General features: G+C 43.1%; 23 protein-coding genes and 1 riboswitch. Of the genes, 3 read left to right on the forward strand and 20 right to left on the reverse strand.

Annotated elements, in window-relative coordinates; all coding sequences use genetic code 11:
- Positions 1-20 precede the first annotated feature (20 nt).
- A complete protein-coding gene (locus O3605_RS02680) occupies positions 21-812 on the forward strand; it encodes an ABC transporter ATP-binding protein (protein ID WP_371585203.1) in 792 nt (263 codons plus the stop codon).
- Between the two features lie 211 nt (positions 813-1,023).
- On the opposite strand, the gene O3605_RS02685 is transcribed toward O3605_RS02680, so the two are convergent.
- The 7 genes from O3605_RS02685 to O3605_RS02715 form a co-directional block, all read right to left on the reverse strand.
- Positions 1,024-3,078 carry a cation:proton antiporter gene (locus tag O3605_RS02685; protein WP_049497807.1) on the reverse strand — a complete coding sequence of 685 codons (2,055 nt, stop codon included), beginning with the start codon at positions 3,076-3,078 and terminating at the stop codon, positions 1,024-1,026.
- A gap of 12 nt (positions 3,079-3,090) precedes the next feature.
- Positions 3,091-3,345 carry a hypothetical protein gene (locus tag O3605_RS02690; RefSeq protein ID WP_049497806.1) on the reverse strand — a complete coding sequence of 85 codons (255 nt, stop codon included), beginning with the start codon at positions 3,343-3,345 and terminating at the stop codon, positions 3,091-3,093.
- Entirely contained in the window at positions 3,338-3,895 is a 558-nt protein-coding gene (gene mnmM, locus O3605_RS02695; protein WP_049497805.1) for a tRNA 5-(aminomethyl)-2-thiouridylate-methyltransferase MnmM, read from the reverse strand. Before mnmM ends, O3605_RS02690 begins: the two co-directional genes overlap by 8 nt.
- Positions 3,879-4,838 (reverse strand): tRNA modification radical SAM protein MnmL/YtqA, encoded by a 960-nt coding sequence (gene mnmL / locus O3605_RS02700; protein WP_371585204.1) that lies wholly within the window; start codon positions 4,836-4,838, stop codon positions 3,879-3,881. The genes mnmM and mnmL overlap by 17 nt, the downstream gene beginning before the upstream one ends.
- Before the next feature lie 53 nt (positions 4,839-4,891).
- Positions 4,892-5,542 carry a phosphatase PAP2 family protein gene (locus tag O3605_RS02705; protein ID WP_371585205.1) on the reverse strand — a complete coding sequence of 217 codons (651 nt, stop codon included), beginning with the start codon at positions 5,540-5,542 and terminating at the stop codon, positions 4,892-4,894.
- Positions 5,532-6,104, reverse strand: a complete 573-nt coding sequence (locus tag O3605_RS02710; protein WP_480992729.1) for an ECF transporter S component — start codon at positions 6,102-6,104, stop codon at positions 5,532-5,534. Before O3605_RS02710 ends, O3605_RS02705 begins: the two co-directional genes overlap by 11 nt.
- 202 nt (positions 6,105-6,306) lie before the next feature.
- Positions 6,307-6,541: riboswitch (FMN riboswitch) on the reverse strand.
- 81 nt (positions 6,542-6,622) lie between these two features.
- On the reverse strand, positions 6,623-7,165 hold the full coding sequence (locus O3605_RS02715; protein WP_371585206.1) for a tRNA (cytidine(34)-2'-O)-methyltransferase: 543 nt from the start codon (positions 7,163-7,165) through the stop codon (positions 6,623-6,625).
- 333 nt (positions 7,166-7,498) lie between these two features.
- Between O3605_RS02715 and trkA the strand changes: the two genes are divergently transcribed.
- Positions 7,499-8,854 (forward strand): Trk system potassium transporter TrkA, encoded by a 1,356-nt coding sequence (trkA, locus tag O3605_RS02720; protein ID WP_061604301.1) that lies wholly within the window; start codon positions 7,499-7,501, stop codon positions 8,852-8,854.
- A 5-nt stretch (positions 8,855-8,859) separates the two neighbouring features.
- Complete coding sequence (locus O3605_RS02725) at positions 8,860-10,299, forward strand: TrkH family potassium uptake protein (RefSeq protein WP_061604300.1); 1,440 nt, start codon at positions 8,860-8,862, stop codon at positions 10,297-10,299.
- Between the two features lie 73 nt (positions 10,300-10,372).
- Here the strand turns inward: O3605_RS02725 and yidD are convergent, their stop codons facing one another.
- The 13 genes from yidD to O3605_RS02790 form a co-directional block, all read right to left on the reverse strand.
- A complete protein-coding gene (yidD, locus tag O3605_RS02730; protein ID WP_371585207.1) occupies positions 10,373-10,615 on the reverse strand; it encodes a membrane protein insertion efficiency factor YidD in 243 nt (80 codons plus the stop codon).
- A complete protein-coding gene (locus O3605_RS02735; RefSeq protein ID WP_013904014.1) occupies positions 10,612-11,343 on the reverse strand; it encodes a pseudouridine synthase in 732 nt (243 codons plus the stop codon). Before O3605_RS02735 ends, yidD begins: the two co-directional genes overlap by 4 nt.
- On the reverse strand, positions 11,333-11,902 hold the full coding sequence (scpB, locus tag O3605_RS02740) for an SMC-Scp complex subunit ScpB (RefSeq protein WP_009731504.1): 570 nt from the start codon (positions 11,900-11,902) through the stop codon (positions 11,333-11,335). Before scpB ends, O3605_RS02735 begins: the two co-directional genes overlap by 11 nt.
- Positions 11,886-12,605, reverse strand: coding sequence for a segregation/condensation protein A (locus O3605_RS02745; protein ID WP_049514899.1), 720 nt, complete (start codon positions 12,603-12,605; stop codon positions 11,886-11,888). Before O3605_RS02745 ends, scpB begins: the two co-directional genes overlap by 17 nt.
- A complete protein-coding gene (xerD, locus tag O3605_RS02750) occupies positions 12,605-13,336 on the reverse strand; it encodes a site-specific tyrosine recombinase XerD (protein ID WP_003005319.1) in 732 nt (243 codons plus the stop codon). Before xerD ends, O3605_RS02745 begins: the two co-directional genes overlap by 1 nt.
- A complete protein-coding gene (cbpB, locus tag O3605_RS02755) occupies positions 13,333-13,794 on the reverse strand; it encodes a cyclic-di-AMP-binding protein CbpB (RefSeq protein WP_070595329.1) in 462 nt (153 codons plus the stop codon). The genes xerD and cbpB overlap by 4 nt, the downstream gene beginning before the upstream one ends.
- Complete coding sequence (locus O3605_RS02760) at positions 13,791-14,312, reverse strand: metallophosphoesterase (RefSeq protein ID WP_371467596.1); 522 nt, start codon at positions 14,310-14,312, stop codon at positions 13,791-13,793. Before O3605_RS02760 ends, cbpB begins: the two co-directional genes overlap by 4 nt.
- Positions 14,285-15,265 carry a nucleoside-triphosphate diphosphatase gene (locus tag O3605_RS02765; protein WP_003017359.1) on the reverse strand — a complete coding sequence of 327 codons (981 nt, stop codon included), beginning with the start codon at positions 15,263-15,265 and terminating at the stop codon, positions 14,285-14,287. The genes O3605_RS02760 and O3605_RS02765 overlap by 28 nt, the downstream gene beginning before the upstream one ends.
- Positions 15,262-16,056: a glutamate racemase gene (racE, locus tag O3605_RS02770; RefSeq protein ID WP_049517788.1), complete on the reverse strand. Its 795-nt coding sequence runs from the start codon at positions 16,054-16,056 to the stop codon at positions 15,262-15,264. Before racE ends, O3605_RS02765 begins: the two co-directional genes overlap by 4 nt.
- A gap of 77 nt (positions 16,057-16,133) precedes the next feature.
- Positions 16,134-16,379, reverse strand: a complete 246-nt coding sequence (locus O3605_RS02775; RefSeq protein WP_003013425.1) for a YneF family protein — start codon at positions 16,377-16,379, stop codon at positions 16,134-16,136.
- A 55-nt stretch (positions 16,380-16,434) separates the two neighbouring features.
- Positions 16,435-17,685: a diaminopimelate decarboxylase gene (locus tag O3605_RS02780; RefSeq protein ID WP_371585208.1), complete on the reverse strand. Its 1,251-nt coding sequence runs from the start codon at positions 17,683-17,685 to the stop codon at positions 16,435-16,437.
- A gap of 95 nt (positions 17,686-17,780) precedes the next feature.
- Positions 17,781-18,467: a Bax inhibitor-1/YccA family protein gene (locus tag O3605_RS02785; RefSeq protein WP_371585209.1), complete on the reverse strand. Its 687-nt coding sequence runs from the start codon at positions 18,465-18,467 to the stop codon at positions 17,781-17,783.
- A gap of 28 nt (positions 18,468-18,495) precedes the next feature.
- Positions 18,496-18,987 (reverse strand): HDIG domain-containing metalloprotein, encoded by a 492-nt coding sequence (locus O3605_RS02790; RefSeq protein ID WP_049488449.1) that lies wholly within the window; start codon positions 18,985-18,987, stop codon positions 18,496-18,498.
- Positions 18,988-19,060 lie beyond the last annotated feature (73 nt).

Raw genomic sequence — 19,060 nt, forward strand, 5'->3', positions numbered from 1 at the left:
TTAATCAAAAGGATGAAGTTATGAATAATTTGATTGAACTACAAGACGTCAATTTGATCCGCAATGGAAAAGCCCTTTTAAAAGACGTTAACTGGCAAGTAAAAGAAAATGAATGCTGGGCGATTTTAGGCCTCAATGGAGCAGGAAAATCGACCCTCCTCAAACTGTTGATGTCTGAATACTGGGCTAGTTCCGGTCAGATAACCGTCCTTGGAACTCGTTTTGGAGAAGGGGGAATTCCTGAATTACGAAAGCGCATTGGGATCGTTAGCTCCTTTATTTCAGAAAGACTGCCAGAGCACCTTTTGACAGAACAAATTGTCCTAACCGGTCAATACAAGAGTAGTATTTTATATGCTGCATACGGGGAGGAAGAACTAAACTGGGCACGGGATATGCTGACTTCGATTGGGGCTAGCTCTTTGATTGGTCGCAAATACCGGGAGCTCTCCCAGGGAGAAAAGCAGACGGTCCTCATTGCACGAAGCCTCATGGACCAGCCAGATCTGATCATCTTTGACGAAGCTTCAAGTGGATTGGATCTCTTTGCCAGAGAAAAGCTCCTCCGTCAGATCCATCACATCAAACAACTGGATCACGCGCCAACCATGATCTACGTCACCCACCATGCCGAGGAAATTACAAAAGACATGACCCATGTCCTCTTACTCAAACATGGCCAAGTGGTTGAGCAAGGACCAAAAGATCAAATTCTAACACCAGGTGTTCTCAGCCATTTTTACGAAGCTCCTGTATCCCTTATTGATCTTGGTGACGAGCGACTCTTTGTCAAACCAGAAATCGCACACTGAAAAGAAAGTGAATAAAGCAATAAGAGAGTGGGACAGAAATCGGTAATTCGTTAGAATTCGATTTCGTCGTCCCACCTCCGCACAGTTGAGTAGGGCTGTAAAAGCTGATGAAATCAGCGTAGTAGATCCCACTCAACCACTGCATCTTGATCGACAATCCAAAAATAATTGAGAGGCTAGGACTTTTGTCCCAGCCTCTTTTACTCTTATCTCAACGATTTCGTGCATACTCGATCAAATCGTATGGAAGCGTATTGGCACTTTCTCTTAGGGAATAGCTTTCTAATTCATTGACATTTTGTCGCATACGGCGCGCTTGCTTGGCGGTAATCAGGTGTTGCGCTTCATATTCAAAAATAATCTTACGCTCCAAATAATAGCCTCTCAACATTTCATCGATATTATTTGGTTTCACGCGATTAATAACCCGCTCCACAAAGGCCCCACTGGTAATAATAGCTGTCTCTCTCAGACGAGATTCTTGTAGGAAAGAGATCAAACTGCTCCGATAAACCCCCTTGAGGTCTTCCAAACTTTCGATAATGATTTCCGTATTGGCCAGATAAAGGGCCGCAATCTGGTCATAATCAATGGCCTCTAACTTACTGTCTTCTCGGGTCCACCAGTTTCGCAAGCCAGATCCAAAAGTTAAGATCTCATGAACTAATAAACGCAAAAGTCGGAAAGACACCAAGAGGTAATAGGTTAAGCGAGACGAAAGATTGCGATTGACACGTTGCTCCATATTGCGAAGATAGCGTTGGTAGACACGGTAGCCCCGCTCTCGAATCTTTCCTTCTTCATAGGCCTGTTCCAAGCCGTCACTTTCAATACTCAAAATCAGGAGCTTCAACTGTTCCCAGTCCTTTTGAATGAGCCTGTTTTCTTGGCCTAGAATCAAGTTTTCTATGCGGCCATGGTAGTTATCAATCGCCGCATACAAGGGACCCTTGTGCTTGCTATTCTTTAGGTCTGCTTCTAATTCCATGACGACATCATTTAAAATCGCGATCTGCATCAGGTAGTCATTGGTTTCTTCCTTTTCTTCTGATAATTTTGGAAGTACCACTAAGCCTGCAATAAAGCTGACAAGGGTAACTCCTGCCACTAAAAAGAGTAGGATAGGGTATTCTTTTTCGATCTTGGTTGGAATCAAAAGAATCGTCGCAATCGAAACCGTTCCCTTCACACCCGAAAAGGTCAGCAATAAGGCATCTTTTAGATAATTTCTTAACGATTTTTTTAGTCGAACCGTTCGGAACCAATAAAAGAGGTAAACCATGACAAAACGAATCAAAAAGAGCAAGGCTGTCAACAGAAAGACAGAAAGAACTAAAAGAAGATTATTGTAAATGGGACTACTTAAGATGGGCTTGGAGATCATTTCCAATTCCATTCCTAAGATGACAAAGACCGACCCATTTAAGATAAAGTTGACCGTATTCCAGACAGTATGACTCACAGTATCTACCCGCGCTTCAAGGAGGGTAATGTGCTTAAAGCGACTGGCTTTTAGGATCCCTGACACAACTACTGCAATGATACCAGAGACATGGAGTTCTTCTGCTAGGAAGAAGGTCAACAGTGGGAGACTCAGTTCTAATAACAATTCACTGGCAATATCACTGGCGCGAACACTCAAGAGCAAGGTTTGCAACCACCGGTTCACAAAGGCCGTCAAGATCCCCACCGCAAATCCTCCAATAATGGAGATTCCTAAGGAAACCCCTGCCTCTCCAAGGGAGAAACTTCCGGTCGCAAGGGCTGCCAAGGCCACTCGAAAGGCAACTAGACCTGAGGCATCATTTAGTAATCCTTCGCCTTTTAAGATATTCGAAACCCGCTTTGGAAAGCTAAAGCGCTCAGACAGAGAAGCAAAGGCTACTAAGTCGGTAGGCCCAAGGGCTGCCCCTACTGCCATACAGGCTGCTAAAGGAAGGCTCAGCCACAAGGAGTGAGCTGCCCAGCCCAAACTAATGGTGGAGATAAAAATCACTGGGAAAATCAAATAGAGGATGACCCGCCAGTGCTTTAAGACGGAAGTAATATCTGCTTCTTCTGCTTCTCGAAATAAGAGAGGGCCAATGACCAAGGCCAGAAAGAGCTCGGTATCCAGATGAAAATTTTCTTCGGGCACAAAGAGAGCCCAACCAATCCCTAGTAAAATTTGAATCAAGGGCAGAGGAAGGCTCGGCACAAGTTTATTCGTGGCATTTGAGACGATCAAAATCATCGAAAAGATCACTGCATAAAGGAGTAGTTCCATATCACTCCCTCCTTAGCGTTCTTGGCAGCAGGTCTCAAATTGCTGTTTTAACTCCGCAATCTTTTGGTCTGTCTTGGTTACATCCTTGTGCTCAATCTTCTTTTGGCACCGTTCCATCTCAAGCGAAACCAATTTCTTTTTTATTTTGAGCATCTTTTTGGTCATATGGGCTTCATCATAAAAACCTATTGCACGCTCGTGGATGGTTGATTCGACAAAATCATGTCTCAATCCTTCGATTTTATTCTTTAAATATTCTTTATCCATGACGGTAGCTTTCTAATTTTTCGATCATGACCAAAAACGGTGGCTGATTCACTTGATTCAGTGTCCGGTAGATGGTCACTGTATAGTCTTTTTGAGGGAGCTGACTGACAAAGTCTAACACTGCATCACGCTCGATGTCTCCTCCCTCATGACCATAATAGATCATAATAGCAATTCGCCCACCTTTTTCTAGGCGAGCACAGATTTTTTCCATCGCTTCAATCGTAGTAGCCGGAAGAGTAATGACCGATTTATCCGCAGATGGCAGATAACCCAGATTAAAAATAGCTGCTTTGAGGGTCTCCACATATTGGTCCACATGCTGGTGACCATCCAAAATCAACCGGACATGTTGAAGACCCAACTTTTTCAATCTTTCTTGGGTATTTACAAGTGCTTGCTCTTGAATATCAAAGGCATAGACCTGGCCTGCTCGTTGGGCTAAAAAAGCTGTATCATGTCCATTTCCCATGGTCGCATCCACCACCACATCTTCTTTGGTGATGACTTCTGCTAAAAATTGATGGGCCATTTCAAGTGGTCGAAGCATCGGCAGTCTCCTTTTCTTCTAGCTTACATCCTTGGGTACTTCCACGCCGACGCATTTCAGTTTCAATAGCGTTTAGGACCTCCCATTTGTTGAGGCTCCACATAGGGCCAATCAACATTTCCCGTGGTGCGTCTCCTGTAATCCGGTGGATGACGATATGTTTGGGGATAATCTCTAACTGGTCACAGACGACCTTGACATATTCTTCCTGGCTCATGAGTTGGAGTCGTCCTTCATGATAGTCTCGTTGCATGCGTGTATTGGTCATTAAATGCAAGAGATGCAACTTGATGCCATCAATTTCATTATCGGTCACACAACGGCGAACATTTTCCACCATCATCTCATGCGTTTCCCCCGGAAGACCATTGATCAAATGGGACACGATCTCAGCCTTAGGCACCTGTTGGCGAATCCGCTTGACTGTTTCAACGTAGAGGTCATAACTATGGGCCCGATTGATTAATTGAGACGTCGCTTCATAAGTCGTCTGAAGCCCTAACTCAATTGTCACATGCATGCGCTCGGTCAGCTCCGCTAGATAGGCCAAGGTATCATCTGGTAAACAATCCGGACGCGTACCGATGTTGATTCCTACTACTCCTGGTTCATTGATGGCCTGCTCATAACGCTCTCGAATGACGTCCACCTTATCGTGGGTATTGGTGAAATTTTGAAAATAGACCAGGTACTTCTTCACATCCGGCCATTTCCGATGCATAAAATCAATCTCTTTGTAAAATTGTTCTCGAATCGGAGCTTCTGGGGCCACAATGGCATCTCCTGAACCCGAGACCGTACAAAAAGTACAGCCACCATGGGCGACTGTTCCGTCACGATTAGGACAATCAAAGCCTGCATCAATAGGGACTTTAAAGGTCTTTTCTCCAAATAAGGTTCGATAATAATCATTCAAGGTATTGTAGGATTTCATATCCTTCATTATAGCAAAAAAAGAGTCGAACTCAAAACGCGAGTTCAACTCCAAGTTGTTAGTTATTTTTGCTTCCCTGTAAAGCGCCATTGAAAGCGCAAGCGATCATACAAGGGGTACTCAAATTGCAAGACAGCAAGGCCCAAAATCATACTGCCAAGAACGTCTGATGGATAGTGGACCCCGACATAAATACGGGAGACCACAATGGTCACAATTCCCATAACCAGCAAGCCTTGAAGACAATAGCGGGCTGTTTTATGTTTTACATGCTGGCCGATCATGAGGATCAAGCTTCCCAAAACAAGGGTAGACGCCAGTGAATGACCACTTGGAAAAGAAAAGCCTTTTTCCTCTACTAGATGAAGAATACTTGGTCTCGGTCTCTGGTAGATATTCTTTAGAAGAAGAACCAAAAGACCAGTCAATACCAGATTGCTCCCAAGGAAGAGGGCCTCACTGTACCATTTCTTATAGGCAAAGACAGCTAGCAAAAGACCCACCCAGATGACAATGATCTTGGTATCCATGACGTGGGTCACCTTGGTAAAGAAAGCTGTCAGTGGTGCAGGCAGATCGCCTCGAATAGTAGATTGAAGCGCGCTATCAAAACCCGTTAATTGTTGCGGGTAAAAGCGAATCACATACCCAAGAATGACAAAAATGAGAAGGGCGAAGCTTGCCTTCGCCCAATATTGTTGTTTATTTTTCATATTTTTTCAAAATCGGTTGCAATAAGGTGTAGATCAATCCAAATGCGATGGCCCAAATCACTCCTTCGATCAGGTTAAACGGTGCAACCATTGCAGCTAAATAGTGGACAAGCCCTAGTGTTTTCGAAATATCATAGTTCATAAAGCGAGCATACAAAGGGATTGCATAGACATAGTTCACCAATACCATCGTGATACTCAAGCTGATCGTTCCAATAATCGTAGCCAGGACAAATCGGCCATGGGTCCGTTCCTTGTTCCAAATCCATGCAAAAGCAAGGACAAAAACAAGAACTCCAATGATATTGATTGGTAGTCCGATCAAGGTCTCAAGCCCCTTATTATTAAGAGCTAATTTAAGAACAGATCGGATCAAAGTCACCCAAACAGCACTTTTAAAATCCAACAAGACCAAAGCCAATAAAATGGCGATGATACTCAAATCAATTTTGAAGAAATCTATCAAGAAAGAAAATTGATAGAACATCAAAATAAAAGATAATGCGGATAAAACAGCCACTAGGGTCAGTTTACGTGTATTTGTCATAACAGGTTCCTCCAATTTTTTAAAAATTAGAGAAGCTGGAAAGACGTCTACCCCATCATTCTACTCTAAACTATTTAAACAAAGCTTAAACTAGAAACCATTCTAGTCACTTTAGCTGGTCTCCATTGAAAAACACCGCTAGTCAATCATAGCACCTAACGTTTTATTCCTATGCATCAGCTCTAAACAGATCAGAATAGCTGTCAGTCTATTCGTCTCTCGTCTTCTCCCATCCAGACTATACTGTCGGTTGTGGAGTCACACCACATCAGCTTGCGCTCGCGGACTTCTTTTAGAGTTTGGAAATGGAGATTTTTCTTTTAAACGATACGACAAGCTGTAGGCATAATTTCTCGTTAAGCAAAGCTTGGCAACAAAGTATAAAAGGAAAAGAACATTTCCTAGTAAAAGTCACCGCCGGTCGGGAATCTCACCCTGCCCTGAAGACCTTTTTATGATAACAAAAAAAACTTGCCTAGGCAAGTTTTTGTAACGTCATGGGTGACGTCGTTCGGATGTTTGGTTTTTATCGGCTATTTGAGCTTATCTTGTTCATACTGATGTGTTAACTCAAGCCCTTTGAATCCCTGCTGGCGGAGGGCCTCATAAACAATCATGCAGACGGTATTGGAGACATTTAAACTACGAACATGCTCGTCATTCATCGGAATGCGAATGGCCTTCTCCTCGTGCTGACGCATAAAATCTTCCGGCAATCCTTTGTCCTCGCGTCCAAACAAGAAATAATGGGATTTCCCATCCTGATAATAAACGTCCGAATAAGTCTGATTTGCAAACTTAGACACCAAGTGCACCTGACCGTCATGCGCTGCTTCCATAAACTCTTCTAAGCTATCATAAAAGCGGACATCTAGCTTGTCCCAGTAATCGAGTCCCGCTCGCTTCATTTTGCGATCATCGATCGGAAAAGCCATGGGACGAATAATATGTAAGGGAGAATTGGTTGCCGCACAGGTCCGTGCAATATTGCCCGTATTTTGTGGAATCTGAGGTTGGAACAAGACGATGTGGTTTTGAGCTGCTGACTCTTGGTAGTCCAGTTCTTCAATATTCATACTCGATCTCTTTCTGATAAAAAAATAGCCACACTGCCCGGAGTCAAGCTCAGCAAACAGCGTGGTTACAGCTTCATTAACTTAACTCACAACAGGTTTGAGGTAAATCAACGAAGGTACTTTCTAAGTATATCACTTTTGAAGCTCCTGTCAATAGTTTTTTTAGATTTTTTTAAGAAACTTTATCAAAGTTTTCGATCCCTCCTCATTCTTCTATTTTGACAATTTTTCCTACTTGTTCTTAGCTCCTCAAAATTCCGCCAGAAAATCCTTAAAAAAGATGAATTTTTCTTGAAAATAGAGTATGATAGAAGCATACTCTGGAGGTATTCTATGAAAATTATTGTTGTTGGTGGAGGAAAGGTCGGAACGGCCCTTTGTCGTTCTCTCGTTGCTGAAAACCACGATGTTATTTTGATCGAAAAAGACGAATCCGTTCTCAACCATATTACCAAACGGTTTGATATCATTGGGATTTTAGGAAATGGAGCAAACTTCAAGATCTTGGAGCAAGCAGATGTTGAAGACTGCGATATCTTCATTTCCATGACCGAGTACGACGAAGTGAACATGGTTTCTGCTGTTTTAGCTAAAAAAATGGGAGCCAAAGAAACCATCGTTCGGGTGCGGAATCCAGAATATTCCAATTCCTACTTCAAGGAAAAAAATATCTTGGGCTTCTCCCTGGTTGTCAATCCTGAATTGCTGACAGCTCGTTATATTGCTAATATCATTGACTTCCCAAATGCCCTTTCTGTGGAACATTTTGCAAACGGCCGTGTTGCCTTGATGGAATTTAAGATCAAGCCAGATAGCAATCTCTGCAATATGAGCCTATCCCAATTCCGAAAGAAATACGGAAATGTCATTGTTTGTGCGATCGAGCGTGGCAATGAACTCACGATTCCAAATGGAGACTTTGTTTTGCAACCTCAAGACAAGATTTTCGTAACAGGTAATCGGATCGAAGTTGTTCTTTTCCATAACAATGTTCGCCCTCAAGTCATTAAGAGCATGATGATCATTGGTGCTGGGAAAATCGCCTACTACCTACTCAATATTCTTCAAGACGTGCGCCGCAAGATCGATCTCAAGGTCATCGAGGTCAATCGCGAACGGGCAGAATTCTTTAGTCAGGAATTCCCTGACCTCTATGTCGTCCATGGAGACGGAACCGCTAAAGACATTCTTTTAGAAGAGAGTGCTAATAACTTTGATGCTGTGGCTACTTTGACAGGAGTCGATGAAGAAAACATCATCACCTCCATGTTCTTGAATTCTGTCGGAGTCAAAAAGAACATTACCAAAGTCAACCGAACCAGTCTGTTGGAGATCATTGGCGATCAGGATATGACCAGTATTGTCACTCCAAAACGCATCGCTGTAGACACCATTATGCACTTTATTCGCGGGCGCTACAATGCACAGTTCTCAAACCTAGAAGCCTTGCACCATGTCGCAAACGGCCGGATTGAAACCTTGCAGTTTCAAATTAAGGAAGACAACAAACTAACCCAATATTCCCTCTCTGAATTAAAATTGAAGAAGGGCGTTTTGATCGCTGCCATTATTCGAGACGGCAAAGCTATTTTCCCTAATGGGGATGACCGTTTGATGGTAGGGGATCGAATTATCGTGACCACCTTGATTCAAAATGTCACTAAAATCTACGATCTACTTGAGAGGTAAGACTGATGAATAGAAGCATGATTCGTTACCTCTTATCCAAACTCCTCTTAATCGAGGCAGGTCTCCTAATCGTTCCCCTAGTGGTCGCTGCAATCTATCAGGAACCTGCCAAGGTCTTTGTCTCTATTGGAGCAACCATGGCCATCCTACTTGTGTTTGGCCTCCTTGGTAGTTTCCACAAACCTAAGGATTTTCACATCTATGCTAAGGAAGGGGTCCTGATTGTAGCACTTTGTTGGATCCTATGGTCCTTCTTTGGTGCCCTTCCCTTTGTCTTTTCGGGCCAAATTCCAAACATTATCGATGCTTTCTTTGAAGTCAGCTCCGGCTTTACAACAACAGGGGCAACGATTTTAGACGATGTGGGTGTCCTCAGCCACTCTCTCCTCTTTTGGCGTAGTTTTACCCACTTGATAGGTGGGATGGGAGTATTGGTCTTTGCCCTTGCGATTATGGACAATAACAAGAACAGCCACCTTGAAGTCATGAAGGCAGAGGTTCCTGGTCCAGTGTTTGGCAAGGTCGTTTCCAAATTAAAAAACACGGCTCAAATTCTCTACTTCTTGTACTTGGGTTTGTTCTTCCTCTTTGTGGTTCTTTATTTCCTTGCTGGCATGCCCCTGTATGATAGTTTTGTCATCGCCATGGGGACGGCTGGTACTGGGGGCTTTACCGTCTTTAACGATGGGATCGCCCACTACAATAGTAGTTTGATCACCTATTTGGTCAGTATCGGGGTCTTAGTCTTCGGGGTTAACTTTAACCTCTACTACTTCCTCATGATTCGAAAATTCAAGGCCTTCTTTAAAGATGAGGAATTGCGGACCTATATCACGATCGTCCTCGTGTCCAGTGTCTTGATTGCCTACAATTGCCTTCATCTCTATGCCAATGTTGCGAAGAGCTTTGAGATTTCTTTCTTCCAAGTATCCAATATCATCACCACCACCGGTTTTGGTTATGGAACGACGGAAAAATGGCCTCTCTTTTCTCAGTTCATCCTCTTGATGCTGATGGTCATCGGTGGGTCTGCTGGCTCGACCGCTGGGGGGTTAAAAGTCATTCGGTGCTTGACCTTATGGCGAATCGCAAAAAATCAGGTTCTTTCGACCTTGTCTCCAAATCGCGTTTTGACCTTGCATGTCAACGATACGGTACTCGATAAGGATACCCAGCATCAGATCCTCAAGTACTTTACAATATACAGTTTTATTACGATCGGCTTACTCTTTGTAGTGAGTCTAGACAATAATAGCTTCATGACGGTTGTCAGTGCTGTCTTTAGTTGTTTCAACAATATTGGACCTATGATTGGTACGGGTCAAACCTTCTCCATCTTTAGTCCGATTTCAAAACTGTTACTTTCCTTAGCCATGATTGCCGGACGGCTTGAAATCTATCCAATGATTCTGCTCTTCCTTCCTAAAACATGGTCTAAACGCTGATAGACAGCCCTTGCACAAAAAATACCCTTAGAAACATAATTTCTAAGGGTATTTCTGTTTATTTGTGATCGTCCTATTTTGATTCTTCATTTCGCCTCAGACTAAAGTGGTTTGGCAGAGGGTCTGGTCCCGCTTGGGTACCAGGATGGCATCGCAGTATTCTCGCAACCCCCATCAAGACACCTTTCACACCAAAGCGTTCAATCGCTTGGATCATATAATTGGAACAGGTCGGTTGAAAGCGACAAGAAGGCGGAAATATGGGAGAGATCCATTTTTGATAGCCTCTGACCATAGCAATCAGGATCTTTTTCATGATTTTTTAGATTTAGTCACTGCTAGATTGTGCAACTGGCTAATTTCTTTTTTGTTCAAGCGACGGTATTCACCCGGACGAAGTCCTGAGACATCTAGGTTTCCAAACTGGGTTCGGGAGAGTTTGTCCACTAAAAGTCCTACAGCTTCAAACATCTTTTTGACCTGGTGGTTGCGCCCTTCATGAATGGTCAACTGAACCACTGAACGGTTCTTTTCAACATCCACTTTTAAGATCTCGTAAGTCGCTGGCTTGGTTTTCTTGCCATCAATGGTCACCCCTCGTGTTAAGGGACGCAAATTTTCCTTATTGGCAATCCCTTTGACACGCGCCACATAGACCTTATCAATCTCATTACGTGGATGAATCATCTCATCTGTAAAATCACCATCATTGGTCAAAATCAAGACACCAGATGTATCCCAGTCCAAACGTCCTACTGGATAGATGCGCTCTGGCACTTGAGATAAAAGGTCAACGACTGTTGTCCGCCCTTTATCATCCGATACACTAGAGATGACGCCACGTGGCTTATTTAAAAGATAGTAGACCTTTTCTTCGTTGTAGATTGGAGTGCCTTCTACTTCAACCTGATCACCGGTCTTAATAATGGTCGCTAATTCACGCACAACTTGGCCATTTACTGTAACCAAGCCTTGCTTGATCAGTTCTTCGGCCTTGCGACGACTAGCCACGCCTGCATGGGCAATATATTTGTTAATTCTCATCTAGTTCCTCTGTTCTCTCTGAAAATAATTGACCTTCCTCTGGATCGATGTCCACTTCCTCAACCTTTGGTAATTCCTCCAAATGATTGATCCCCATATAATCCAAAAAATACTCCGTCGTTACATACAAATTGGGGCGCCCGAGGACTTCTTTTTTCCCATCCTCTCGGATCAGATCAAATGACAGTAGTTTGGTAATGGCACCGCTGGAATTGACACCCCGAATATCATCGACCTCCACACGGGTGATCGGTTGCTTATAAGCAATGATTGATAAGGTTTCGAGGGCAGCCCGAGACAAACTTTGGTTCATGGGCGTTCTAGAATAGTCTCGTAAAACCGAAGCGTAGTCTGCCTTTGTCACCAATTTATAACGGGAAGCTGTCTCCATCAAACACAGACTGGTATCTGTGTCCTCCTGGTATTTTTGGCTTAATTTTTCTAAACTTTGCACCACACCTGTCGGAGGTAAAGAGAGAAGGTCTGCGATTTGTCTGGCAGTAATTCCTTCTTCACCCGCTACAAATAAGAGTGCTTCAATTTCAGCTAATTTGCTCATGTTCAATCCTATTTAAGTAAATTTCTCCAAAAGCCCTATCCTGGATCACCGTTACTTCTTGAATCTTGATCAATTCAAGGGTTGCAAGAAATAAGGTAATGACCTCTTGGAGATCCGTTGCTTCTAGAAACAAGTCCTGCAAGAGAACTTGTGAGCGATCGTGGAATCGGTGACGCAGCTGGTCCATCAGATCCTCAATCTTGTATTCATCCTTTACAATGGTTGTATGGTTCTGGCGGAATTCTTCTTTTTTCTTGGTCAATAGTTTTGAGAAAGCCAAGAAGAGATCCACCGTGGTGCGATCATGAAGTAATTCGGTATCGTCATAAATCAGTTCCATCTTTGGTTTTGAATAATAGAGGGCGCGCTCCTCGTGCTGTGAGGCCATCAACTCTCCTAATTGCTTGTAAGTACGGTACTCTTCCAATTGAGAAAGGAGGTCCTGCTCGAGATCCTCTGCTTCATCCATCTCCTCTGCAACCTTAGGAAGAAGTCTTCGACTCTTGATCAAGGTTAGTTGACTAGCCATCAGCATGTATTCTCCTGCTACCTCTAGTTTCATAGCCTGGAGGGTCGCCAGATAAGCCAGATACTGTTCGATCACCTCAATCAAGGGGACCTCATAAATATCCATCTGGTATTTAGAGACCAAGTGGAGCAAGAGGTCCAAAGGCCCTTCAAAATCTTTAATTTTAATATCCATTATTTATATTTTTCTAATGTCACCATGGTTTTTAGGCCCAACTCACGCGCAATACTAAAGAGATCCACACCGAGTTCACGTTGTTTCAAAATATACTGCTCACGAATCGATTGTGCCGAAAGGTCTTGGTTGCCTTTTTCGATCAAGAAGGCTTCTAATTGTCGGAATCCCCACTGACGGGAGTAAGATTTTCCCTTATTATCAAAGAGATAGACACCATCGAGGAAGAGTTGCAACTCATCCAGTAAAGGCTCTGGAACTTTTAAAACCCGTTTTTGGCCATCTTTGCCCACTCGAATGACATGAAAGTCCAGCTGAATATCTTCGACCTTGACTTGGAGGATCTCACTTGGCAACAAGCCCATCTCCAGAATCAACAAGGCCATCAAGCGTCCCTGAGGGTTGGTTGATTCTTCCCAAAAATGGGTTAGATCCAACAATTCACGATCATGGGTTTTGGCTGGTTGAATTTTAGGCAAGACCAAACGATGGTATTCAGAAATAAAGCGTTCTTGATACAAATAATATAAAAATTGGTTGACGGCAGATAATTTTCGTTTTTGAACCGCCGGTTTAAAATCTTTAATCGAAGCTTGGTAAATTCTCAAATTTGTCGGTGTCACTTTTCCATGGATCGACTCAATAAACTGGTCCAAATCATAGAAATAGGCTGACTGAGAATTTTCACTTAATTCTTTTTGATCAATAAAACTTGCAATAAATTCTTTCATTTTGGAATCATCTCGTATTCATTTGAAAAATCATGCATTAGCGAATTGATGGCTTTAAGAATCGATTTCCGTGTAATAATCCCTTGGAAATAGCCTTCTTCATCCACCACTGATAAGAAGGAGTCATCCACCAACTTGTGAAGGACTTCTGTCAAATTGAAGTCTAAGCCGATGACCCCGACCTCTTTTTTTGCAACGTCTACGATATCCATCGAGGCAAAAGTCTCCTCAGGAATCTCGTGTTTCAATTGATAAGATAGAATATCCGTTAGGGAGATCGTCCCCACAAACTTGCGTTCATCCGTCACTACCGGAATACGACTATAGCTAATCTGGCTCAACAACAAGACAGCATGGTCTACATTGTGGGTATCAATCAAGACCGCTAAATTTTTGGCAGGAGTTAAGAACGTCTCTTCCTGCGCCAGTAAGAAACGTTCAAATTCCTTTGCTATCATCTTCTAAACTCCTTTGTCAATTCAGGATACAATTCATGATCTCTCGTGTAGTACTCTACCTTGTAATTAGAATCATCTATCTCAATTTTAGCATAGAGACACTCTCGAATCAGACCGCGTGGCTGACTGATCGATCCAGGATTCACAAAGAGGGTTCTTCCTTCCTTCCAAGCATCTGGGATATGAAGGTGCCCGTAAAGACAGATATCTGCTTCTTCCTCTTGGGCCCACAAATCCAATTTTTGAAAACTAAAATTGATCTGGAAGAGATGCCCATGGGTCTGGATGATTCGTGTTGGCCCTAGTTGGGTTACCAAGCGTTCTGGATAGCCATCATAAAAATCCATGTTTCCTTGGACAACGTGGATCCCTTCCCAGACAGGATCGTCACTTTTTAGCTCAGAATCCCCATTGTGAAAGATCCCATCGACCTGGCCTAGGTATTTTTCTTTAATAGCTTCAACAATGGAGCGGTCTCCATGTGAGTCACTCATAACGATGATTGTTTGCTTTGCCATGATGGAAATACCTCCAATAACTTTTTAACAGCTAAAGCACGATGTGATTGTGTATTTTTTTCTTCTAGCGTTAATTCAGCAGCAGCACGACCCGTTTCCCCAACTAAGAAGAGAGGGTCATAGCCAAAGCCGTGTTCCCCTTTGGGCTCAAAATTAATATACCCTGGCCAATCTGCTTCCACCACTAGGCTTTCCTTGCCTGGTCTTGCAACCACCAAGGTCGTATGAAACTGGGCTGAACGGTCTTTCAAGTCAAAGACCATGGCCAATTCGTGCAACAATTTCGCATTGTTTTCCGCATCTGTCGCACCAACTCCCGCAAAACGAGCTGACCAAACTCCTGGTAAACCTCCCAAGATATCCACCTTCAAACCTGAATCATCCGCTAAGACTGTTTTCCCAGTTAGCTCTGCAATCGTTTCAGCTTTTAGGCGGGCATTCTCTTCAAAGGTCATCCCTGTTTCTTCGACTTCTGGAAGCTCTGGGTATTGATTGAGATTTTCCACTTCAAAGCCCAGCTTTTCAAACATATTGCGGAATTCTTTGGTTTTTCCCTCATTTCGAGTCGCAATGAGAATCGTATCTTTGACCTTGTCTTGACCCAAGAAGGCTTCCAAATCCACCCCATCACTTGGCAAATGCAAGTAAAGCAATTTTCCTTTTTCAACCAAGAGCAAGGCCCCTTGACGCTGTACGACCTCAAAAGCTCTTCCCTTGACTTCATTCAAAATTTCGATCAAAAAGGTCAGAAAACGAAAGGCTGAACCATAGCGCATCACCGATAGATTGAGAGGGAATCCTTCAGGATCCTTGGCAAAGAGAAGTTCCAGCTGATCTAACAGAGTGGAAGCTTCCGCAGGCACTTGACTAAATTGGTTGTAGTCTGCATCTTCTCCCCATTGGGCAATATACCAATCTTGGGGATCTTTGTATTCAAATAGTTTGTCACTCATAAATTTACATGCTCCACATTCACTGAACGTTCTAGCCATTTTTCGGCAATCGCTGCAAAGCTATTGGCATTTGCAGTTGTATAAAAGCGGTGGATCTGCTCTAAGAGTTCACGACTCTTATTGAGCTCAAAATAGTTTAGTAAGACCGAAATATCCCGAACACACTCTGCCCCACTATCAATCAATTTGACATCCAGTCCCATAACATTTTGAATGATCGGTTTTAAAAGGGGATAATGGGTGCATCCCAAGACTAAGGTATCAACCTTTCCAACTAGTGGTTTTAGGGTTTCGTAAACCACCTTTTTGGTCACACTGGATGCCAATTCGTTTGATTCCACCAAGGGAACAAACTTGGGACAAGCCAAACTCGTTACTTCCATGTCTGGTGCTAGACTTTGAATCTTCTCTTTATAAATTCCAGAAGAAACCGTCATCGGTGTCCCAATGACCCCAATTTTTTGATGGGTCGTCGATTTAATGGCTGCAGAAGCTCCGGGCAAGATCACTCCCAAAACGGGAATATCAAGTTTCTCCTTGACTTCTTCCCAAACAACTGCCGTCGCTGTATTACAGGCTAAGACAATCATCTTGACATTTTTAGTCAGAAGGAAGTTCACCATCTGCCAAGTATACTCGCGAATTTGGTCTGCTGGTCTAGGACCATAAGGTGCACGCGCTGAATCTCCAATATAGACGACATCTTCGTGAGGAAGCTGACGGAGCAATTCGCGGACAACAGTCAGGCCCCCTACTCCAGAATCTAAAAAACCAATCGGTCGGTTATCCATATCTCTTCCTTCCAAAAGGAGGGACTAAGAAATTACTCCAAGCCCCTCTCATTTATTATCGTGAGATTGCCCCACTCTTATTTTTTCTTGTTTTTTGCCATTGCTGATTTTTGTTGGTTCACAATTTGGCGATAGACTTGTTGAACTTTTGCTTCGCTTGGACGTTGGCCACTGGCACCTAAAAGCGTACGGACTGCTTCAACATTCAAACGTGGGTTTGATGCAAATTCTTTTTCAAATTGACGACGAAGCAAGAACATTCCTGCAATCATCCCACCAAAGAAAGCTAAAATAATCAACAAAATTCCTAAAAAGAGATTCATAAAATTTTCTCCGATCCATTATTTTTACATAACTATCATTATATCAGACAATCACTTATTTTTCAATGTCAAAGCCGTAGAGTGTCGCAAGATAATCTTCTGGTTTTTCTGCTCGACGAATCAAACGGGCCTGCCCATCTTCTTGAAGCAGAACTTCTGCAGAACGCAACTTGGCATTGTACTGATACCCCATTGAAAATCCATGGGCTCCAGTGTCATGGATCACGAGCAAATCTCCAATCTCCGTCACGGGTAATTCACGTTGTTTCGCAAATTTATCGTTATTTTCACAGAGACTTCCCACGACATCGACCACTTCAGTCGTTCCCTCTGGACGATCCATATTGGTAATATGGTGATAAGCACCGTACATAGCCGGTCTAAGAAGGTTCACAGCTGAAGCATCAACACCCACATAGGTCCGGTAAGTTTTCTTTTTATGCGTCACTCTGGTTACCAAGAGACCGTGTGAAGCTAGCATAAAGCGACCAAGCTCAGTATAGATTTTCACATGACCAAGTCCTGCCGGTTTGAGAATCGCATCAAAGACGCGGTGTACGCCCTCCCCAATAATAGCAATATCATTTGGTTCTTGCTCTGGCTTGTAATTGACCCCAACTCCACCAGAGAGGTTGATGAAGCCCAAGTGAACACCTGTATTCTCGACGACTTCCACTGCCAATTCAAAAAGTTGACGCGCCAACTCTGGATAGTAGTCGTTGGATACTGTATTAGAAGCCAATAAAGCGTGAATCCCAAACTCTTCCACACCCAGTTCTTTCAACTCGATAAAGGCTTGGATCAATTGCTCCTTGGTCATGCCAAACTTAGCTTCTTCAGGATTGTCCATAATATCGGTTCCCAGTTCAAAAACTCCACCAGGATTATAGCGGCAAGAAATGACCTTGGGGATGCTAGTCACAGACTTCAAGAAAGCAATGTCTTCATAGGCATCCAGATTGATAGTTGCCCCTAATTCTCTAGCATAGACAAATTCATCAGCTGGCGTGTTGTTAGAAGAAAACATGATTTCTTTTCCACTAAAGCCTAGTTTATCCGCCATTAACAATTCCACATAGCTGGCGGTGTCGACTCCACAGCCCTCTTCTTGCAAAATTTTTAGGATCGATGGATTAGGAGTCGCCTTGATGGCAAAGTATTCCTTAAATCCTTCATTCCAAGCAAAAGCTTGATGGAGGGCACGAGCCGTTTCACGAATTCCTGCTTCATCATAGAGATGGAAAGGGGTCGAGAATTCTTGGGTCAGACTTTCTAATTGTTCACGGGTTACAAAAGGTGTTTTCATGAGCTCTCATTTCTATTCTTTAGTCACTATTAGTATAGCACAAGTCGGAAGACAAAAAAAGCCGAGGCAACTGCCCCAGCTCAGTCTCTCTTTGATTAGTCGTTTCTTCCGAAAATACGAAGAAGGCTGATAAAGAGGTTGATAAAGTCAAGATAAAGTTCCAAAGCCATCGCTACTGCCCAGCCTGTAGCAGGTTGACCATTTGTTTGATCATAGACATAGCGAATCTTTTGGTTATCCCAAGCTGTCAATCCTGCAAAGAGGAAGACAGAGATAATACTCAAGATATAGTCCATTCCAGAACTTCTCAAGAACATGTTCACAACAGAAGCGATGATCACACCGATCAAGACTCCCATCAAGGCACGTCCCATACCAGACAGGTCTTTTTTCACGACGCGTCCGATAGCTCCCATCACAATAAACATCAAGGCACTGACCAAGAAAGCCTTATAAACCGTCGCTTGCATGTAGCGCGCAATGATAAAGCTCAACGTAAAGCCATTCAAAGCTGAGTAGATCAAGAAGATCGGAAGAGTAGACGGGCTATTTTTAACAGCTTTCCCACTTGCAACAAAGACCAAGATCAATTCTACAACGACTGCTGCATAGTAAACCATTGGTGCTGTTGTTAAGATTTGAACGAAGAAGTCTTGAAAGACCGTCATCATCAGGCCAGACACTAGGGCTGAAATCCCAACACCAATTCCTACTAATGAATAGATTTTGTTATAAAAAGCATTCAATCCACTTTGTTCTTGGATTACTGAATCATTATACATATAAACAAGTTCCTTTCAAATTTGTTTACTACGATTTTAACATTTTTCGATGAAAAAATCTCCTTTTGGCCATCTTTTTACGCCAAGGTTCTGAAGCTTCCTTAACAGCCCAGTATTTATCCACCATGGTCACCACGAAGGATTCTTTGTAGCGAGGCGGAGCAAGGGTAGCCCCCCACATGTGTTTAATGATGATATCTTCTTCCTTAGCATTAAGATCTGTAATCTTTCGCGCATTTCTCACGGCAATGCGGGGATGGATCCAGGCGTGACTCTTGGTAAACTTGGTCTCGCGCCAATCATAGTAAAAGAGGTCATGTAAGAGCCCGCCCCGAGCCGTACTTTTGGCATCCCAGCCAAATTTTTTTGCCAATTTATAACTAGTATAGCTAACATGAATGGAATGCTCCAAACGATTGGAATGAATATGGTGGGGAATGTCAGCTAATTTTTGAACCTTAGGATGCTGGATTAGATGGCCCACATAGGCCATGTATTCTTTGTCACGATGATATTGCATAAGATAACCACCTTTCGTTGATTGGCTCTCCCAATAAGACCTCCATCAACTTCTTCTTACAGGTTAAGTATAC

It is taken from the genome of Streptococcus sp. 27098_8_99 (assembly GCF_041431935.1).
Classification (GTDB): domain Bacteria; phylum Bacillota; class Bacilli; order Lactobacillales; family Streptococcaceae; genus Streptococcus; species Streptococcus parasanguinis_D.